This is a genomic window from Micromonospora sp. HK10 (assembly GCF_000982955.1).
Lineage (GTDB): Bacteria > Actinomycetota > Actinomycetes > Mycobacteriales > Micromonosporaceae > Micromonospora.
In genome coordinates, this window is the sequence record NZ_KQ058652.1 from 38,510 (window position 1) to 45,143 (window position 6,634).

The 6,634-nt window shown below is 72.0% G+C and carries 4 protein-coding genes; 1 reads left to right on the top strand and 3 read right to left on the bottom strand.

The genetic code is table 11. The features are described 5' to 3' along the window. From LQ51_RS33625 to LQ51_RS00970, 3 genes are all read right to left on the bottom strand, one after another. Window positions 1-1,632, bottom strand: a 1,632-nt coding sequence (locus LQ51_RS33625; protein ID WP_231605125.1) for a hypothetical protein, incomplete at its 3' end; no start/stop codon positions are given. Between the two features lie 363 nt (window positions 1,633-1,995). Beyond that, window positions 1,996-3,084 (bottom strand): DUF2637 domain-containing protein, encoded by a 1,089-nt coding sequence (locus LQ51_RS31615; RefSeq protein WP_082159211.1) that lies wholly within the window; start codon window positions 3,082-3,084, stop codon window positions 1,996-1,998. Next, window positions 3,081-5,813, bottom strand: coding sequence for a BTAD domain-containing putative transcriptional regulator (locus tag LQ51_RS00970; protein ID WP_231605127.1), 2,733 nt, complete (start codon window positions 5,811-5,813; stop codon window positions 3,081-3,083). The genes LQ51_RS31615 and LQ51_RS00970 overlap by 4 nt, the downstream gene beginning before the upstream one ends. Window positions 5,814-6,132: 319 nt before the next feature. Between LQ51_RS00970 and LQ51_RS33630 the strand changes: the two genes are divergently transcribed. Next, entirely contained in the window at window positions 6,133-6,411 is a 279-nt protein-coding gene (locus LQ51_RS33630; protein WP_156312940.1) for a hypothetical protein, read from the top strand. Window positions 6,412-6,634 lie beyond the last annotated feature (223 nt).

Consider the following 6,634-nt stretch of genomic DNA (forward strand, 5'->3'; position numbering starts at 1 on the left):
CGGTTGCCGGCAGCCAACTCCCGGTAGCAGGTCGACGGCCTCCTGGCTGGCGGCCAGCGCCTCGGCACGCCGCCCCGCCTCCGCCAACCGAAGAGCGTGCAAGGTCAGTAGGTAGGCTCGTTGGCTTGACTTGGTCTCCGCTGCCGCGGCAGTCAGGGCGTGGGTGGTCAACGCCACCGCGATCTGGCAGAACTCGATCGAGGGGTATGGCACCCGACGCGCTGTCCGCCGGACCCAGGCGGGGTCGAGTTCGGCCGTGGCAACCAGAGCGGCTACCCGGGGAGCGAGCACTCCGGGGAACTGGAGGCCGACCTGGAGCACGGCCTCGGTCATCACCGGCAGGTCCGCGGTCAGCGCCACGTCGATCATCTCCGCAGCGTCGGACTGGTGGTTGCGCGCGCGGCTCAGCACCGTCAACGCCTGCACCGCCTGGCCGGGAGCCAAACCCTGCAGGATCCTGCTGCGCTCCGCCGGGGTGCTTTCGTGCAGGACCGCGACCGCGAGGTCCTCGGCAAGCAGGTCCGGCTGCAGCGTCCCCGGCCCACCGCCCGTCCTCGCCGCCGGGTACAGACCGTACAACCAGTCCACGTACCCGTTGACCACCTCTGGCAGCGCCCCGCCCAGGCCCGGCACCCGGCGGACCAGATCCACAGCCTGCTCACGGTTGTCCGCGCCCAGCAGCGCCGCCACGGCGACCAGCCGCCGCAGGACAGCGTCGGCGGTCGGCTCACCCGCACCAGCCAGCCCGTCACGGCGAGCCCGGTGCCGCCAGTACCGGGCCTCATGGCCGAGCACCTCAGCCAGCACGTCGTACCGGTCATCACCACGCGGCCCGCCCAACACCGCCAGCAGCGCCTGCGCATGCAACCGCAGCACCGGAACGTCGCCGCTGACCCCACCCGGTGGGACATCACCCGGAGGGCGGCGACGTAGCCGACCGGCGAACGCCACCATCGCCTCAGCCACGATCTGCTGCGGGGGGTAGTCCTCAATCCGAGCCGGCACCTCTATGACGTTCCCCGGCACGGTCAACGCGTCCACCAGATGCGCCTGCGGCGGGTACGCCGCCGACAGGGAAGACCACCACAACCCGGCCGAGCGGGCCAGCAACAACACCCGCACACCACCGGCCCGCTGCGCGACACACAACAGGTGCGCCAACGCCCGCGGCTCACGGGTCTCGGCGTAATCCACCGTCAGCAGCAACCGGCCCGGCCGGTCACCCGCCTCGAGCTGCCCGGCGACCGTCGCCTCCCCGCCGGGCGCCACGGGCCAACACTCCCAGCCCGTCAACCGGCCGGCGAAATGCTGACCCAACCGGGTCTTGCCCACCCCACCCCCACCCACCAGCAGCCGCACCACGCTCGCGTCCGGATCCGCGCACCACCTGTCCAACGCTGCCAGCAGCCACCCACGACCGACGAACCCGACCACCGCCGCCTGCGGCCGCAGCAGCCACACCACCGACTCCGGCAACTCCGCCACCAACGCCCCCGCGACCGCCCGATCCCGCCGCTCACGCCGCTGCCGCGCGACCCGAACCCACTCCAGGACCGATGGCGCGAATGCGCCCACCACCGCCGCCGCTACGCCCGCGACCACTGTCCAGACCGGCTTGTCGTCGGTGACCAATGCCCACCCTGCCGCCGCGGCGACCGCTGCGGGAACCAGCACCGCCCACCAGCCGCGGCGCCCGACCCACCTCAACCCGCCCCGAAGCACACCCGCACGATACTGAAGGTGATCAAACCAACACACAGTCGATCGTCCGGGAATGGCATCCACTCATCGGCAGAAGCATCTGTACCGCTACGGTCGTTGCGGGTCCGTCGGTAACGGAACGTCACGATGGCTGCCCGCTCGTTCCTATGGGTATCGCTGAATCCGCTGGCCGAACTCGAGGGCGGTTGAAGACTCGGACGTGATTCCGCCATCTGCACGACGCGCTGTGCACGTTCAGCTGTACCTGGCTGCAGGCTGATCCGTACGCCGACATTAGGTGACCTTGGCTGGCGAGGCCTCGACGCCGACACCGGCGTGCTCGGCGATCCGGCTGGTGTTGAGTCGGTTCGCGGTTCGCGCCGCAGGGGGCCAGTACCGGCGGACGGTGCGCTCTGACCGGCCGATTCGGGTGGCGATGTCGGCCGGGTGCAGGGATGAGTCGTAGCGGTACCAGTAGGCCACGGCCCCGGCAGTGTCGGACGGAACCCGCGCGCTGTTGCTGTCCTCATCCAGGTTGGTGTCACCTCCGCTGCCCTTACCTGTGTGCGGACCGGCGTCCTCGGCGTCGACCGAGGGAGCCGCCCTGTCCGGCTCGTCCGAGTTCTCGATCGATGTCGAAGGACCGCCGGTGGTGCTGGACCCGCGGGTTCCAGATCGGTCGGCGTCGAAGCGCGGTCGGGCTCTGCCGCGAAACGGTGTCGTGTCCACGGGCGCTGTGGCTACATCGCCGGACCGGACGACGTGAGCGTCATTCTGGTTGGTCGCGTTGGAAGGTGGAGCTCCTTGGGCCTGCTGCGCGCCGACCGGCCCTGATATGGGGGCCTGCGTCGGCGGCCTGCGCGGTTTAGCCGTCGGTGGCGACGCTTCGGCTGGGGTGGCGGGTCGTGGGTTGTTGACTGGGCTGGTGGGCGGGGTGCGGATTCGTGCTGCGATTTCGACCAGGCTGATGCTGGCCACGACGACGAGCCCGTCGACGGAGATGGGCAGGAGGTAGGAGGCTGCGGCGTCGGTTTCGCCGTAGCGGGCCGCGACGCCGACCATGTGCCAGTAGCTCACCCAGGCGGCGATGCCGGAGATGACAGCGGCGGCGATCAGCCGCGCGGCGGCCAGGCCGCGTCGGTCCGCGGGTACGCGGGAGATGAGTTCGACGGTCAGCAGCAGCGCCAGCGGTGGCCAGGCGGCGATGATCTGGCTGATGAGGTTCGGCCGGGCGTGCAGGACGTTCGCCGCGATGGACGCGGCGACGCCGAGGGTGAGCACGGCTCGCACTGCCCACCGCAGCCGGGTCAGACGTCGGATGTCGACTTCTGCTGCATGGGGGGTGCGGGCGGAGGTGTGCCGGGGTAGCGGTGTGGCGGTCATGTGGCGGCTCCGTCACGGGTCCGGGGCGCTGGCCGCAGGTCCGGGCGGCGGGCGGGGCGCTGGACCTGGGCGACCAACTGGTCGGCCAGGGTGATGGTGTCGTCGCTGGGTTCGGCGTCGATCTCGCCGAGGGCGCGGGTCAGGACGCGGCGCAGGCTGCGGATCGCGTCGAGGTGCCCGAGCGCGGCGCGGGCCCGCATCGCCTGCTGGTACAGCTCTTCGGCGTACGGGTTGTGGCCAATCGCGGTGTCGAGGACGGTGAGCTGCTCGGCGGGGTTGTCGGTGAGGGCGTCGGCGAGGGCGAGGTAGGCGTCGAGTGCCTGCTGCCGGACGGCTTCGCGGTAGGGCTCGATCCATTCGTAGTCGGCGCCGTCGGCCAGGTGTCCGCGGTAGGTGTCGACCGCGCGGCGCAGCGCGGCGAGGCGCTCGCCCGGATCGGTGGCCTGGTTGGCGTCGCGAATTGCGGCGCGCATGCGCCACAGGTCCACGTCGACGGTGTCGCGGTTGAGGGCGTACCGCTGGTGGGGGTGGGTGAGGTAGGTGCCGGGTCCTGCGGTGCGGCGCATGGTGGTGCGCAGGTCCGATACGTAGGTGTAGAGCCGGCCGGGTGCCTTGTTGGCTGGGGCGTCTGGCAGCAGGTCGTCGAGGATCGCCTCGGCGGAGGCGTCCCCGTCGTGTACCGCCAGGTAGACGAGCACCTCGAGGGATTTCCTGCGCAGTGTCGGTCCGGGCGGGACGTCGGCGATGGCGGCGGGGCCGAGCACAGTGATCTGAACCCGGCCTGGACCGGTCTGCCGGCTTTTGCCGGTGGTGCCGTCGGTGTCCTCCACGGCGGGCGTCGAGGTGCCGTCGCCGATCCCGTCGTCATCAGATGTGTCCGCCGGGAGTGCGGGGGTGGCGTCGGTGCGCGCGGCTGCCGCCACCGTCCCGACGGCTGGTATGTGTCCACCGTCGGCGTGGCCGGGCGATGCCGTAATGGCGGATTCGGGTCTCGGGCTGGATGCCGACAATTCGGCGCCGTCACCGGAGGCGGGTTGGGGCGGCGGTGGCTCGGCGGCTGGTGACGTCTGCGTGTCGGGTGCGCCTGCCGCCGGTTGGACGGCCTGCGACGGGGTGGCCGGTGCTGGTCGGGTGGGGCGGGCTGCCCCGTCGGATGCGGCGGTGGCAGGTTCGATCGGGGTGGGTGCTTGCGGCTGGCCGGTGTGGGACTCGGCGAGGGTGGCGAGCAGGTCGCTGGTCTCGGCCGGGGTGAGGACGGCCAGGCGGCCGATGTCGGCGGGGTGTGTCCCGTTGCGGAAGCCTTCGCCGTCGACGCGGCTGGTGGTGCCGTCGGCGGCGACCACGATGGTTTCGGGTGGGGCGAGCACGGCGAGTCGACCGACGTCGACGGGTTGGGCGCCTTCGGTGCCGGCGGTGGCGGCGTCGTCCTCGGGCCGAGTGCCGAGCAGCACTCCGTGAATGTCCAGGTGTTGCCCTTGGGCGAGGAGGGCGGTGACGCGGGCATGCTCGTGGCGGTTCGTTACGGCGGTCAGCAGGATGACCGGCGGGAAGGGCTCTTCGTAGGGGTCGACGCGGCGCAGCGCGGTGACGCTGTCGACCTCGTGCTGGTACAGCAGGCGGGTGCGCCGCATAGTTTGGGCTTCCAGGAGGTCCAGAGCCTCGTCCAGGCCGGCGGTGACGGTCAGCCGGGGCGTGTTCGGCAGGGTGGACGCGGCGGCGCCCAGCAGTGTTGCCGCGGTCGTCGACGGGATGACCACCTCGGTAGGGACCTGCGGGTGCTGCGTACCGGCGGAGGCCAGGGCGGCGGTGAGAAGTCCCCGGGCGGCGGCCTCCGCTCCGGGGCCGGTCAGTGCCAGTCCGGCCGGGGGCCACAGCGCCGACAGCGGGTTGTCCGACGTCGGCACCGGCGCGGGTTCGGCACCGCCGTTCCCGCCAACTTCGGCGCTGGCGCAGTGAACGTCGGTATCGCGGTCGTCACTGCCGTCTCCCATGCCTGAGGGTAGGGACTCGTCCGCGATGTCGTGCGTGTCATCGTCGTGATCGCCCTGCTGATGGGCGGGGTCGTACGGGGCGGGGACGTCGACGGCGACGCTGCGCAGGCCGCGCAGGATCTGCCTGACCACCCGGGGCATGGGTGCCAGGTCCGGGTCGTTCAGGCGGGGCGTCGCCGTGGGCTGGCGGGGCGCGTAGCGGCGTCGCCGATGCGCCCAGACCAGCGCGACCGCGGCGGCGATGGCGAGGGCCAGGCCGATGTCGACCCAACTGCCGCTGGGTAACAACACTCCACGTGTCGCTGGGTCGGTAGCGCGGCTGGTGTCCTGCGCCGCCGGGGCCGTCGTGTGCGGGGCGGAGAGGGTCGGCTCGGCAGCCTCGGTGCTGTCCGGGGTCACGGTCGCCGGGGGCAAGGCGGGCGTCGTCGGGCGTGGCGCGGTGGTGGCTGGCGCCGGTCTGGTGAGGGGTGCGTCCAGGGCCGGCGGCGACGCCTGCGTGTCGGGCTGGCGTTCCCGCGGCGGCGGGTGGGCCGGTTTGCGGGGTGTGTGCCGGGTGGGTGGGGTGGCGTCGGCGGGCAGGTCGAGGGTCCAGCCGGGGTAGATGAGGTTCGGGTCGCGCAGGGTGCCGCCGACGCGGGGGAAGTGGGTGCCGCGGTTGAGGGCGTAGATTTCCGGCCACCGGTCGGCGTCGCCGAGGGTGTGGGCGGCGATCCGGCAGAGGCTGTCCCCGCGTTGCACAGTGTAGGTGAGCCCTACGCGAGCCGGCCGCGGATCCACGTGGGTTGAGGCGGCGGCTGGCAGGATGGGTGCGGCGGTGGCCGGTTCAGCGGCGGGGACATCTCCGCTGGTGGTGACGGGAGCGGCGTGGGCGGTGACGCCCGTGGCGGTAGTCACGGCGGTCGCCCCGAGCAGAGCCGCGGTGAGGCTTTGGATCGGGCCGGGAAGGCGAAACTCGGCAGTCCAGCGCAACCGGCGGCCGAGTGCGCGGTAGGCCTGGGCGAGCACGGCGGTGGCCAGCAGCAGCCACAGCCCAGCCGCGGCGGTGACGGTGAGGACCGTGACGAAGCCAGCGCTGATCGGTTGGGCGATCCACTGCCGAGCGGCGCCCGGTGCGGGCAGCGCAGGTGTCCAGGTGCCGCTGGCGGCAAGGACGGCCGGCACCGCGGTGGTGGCCAAGACCACGGTGATGATCGCTGCGCCGCGTGCTGTTCTCGACGTCACCTTGCCTCCCCTGGTGACCCGCGTGGGCAGGCAAGGGCGCTGCCAGTGCGCAGGGCTGGACGACGCCGTCGACGCTATGGCTGTCGTGACGGTGGTGGGCTGTGATGACGGCTGACAGGACCTGACAGGGCCTCACACGACCTCACACACGCAGGTCAGCGCCACCTGTCGGCGTACGGATTCCGGTGCAGCGTCGGGTACGCCAAGTGTGCAGAGGCCCCGGGGGCGCAAAGCATTCGGGACGCTGCGATGGCGGCCGGCCCGACGACCCAGGTCCGCTACTCACGATGAGTAATCGGTGGACGTGGGCTAGCGCCAACGTCGTTCAGTTAGGCGTG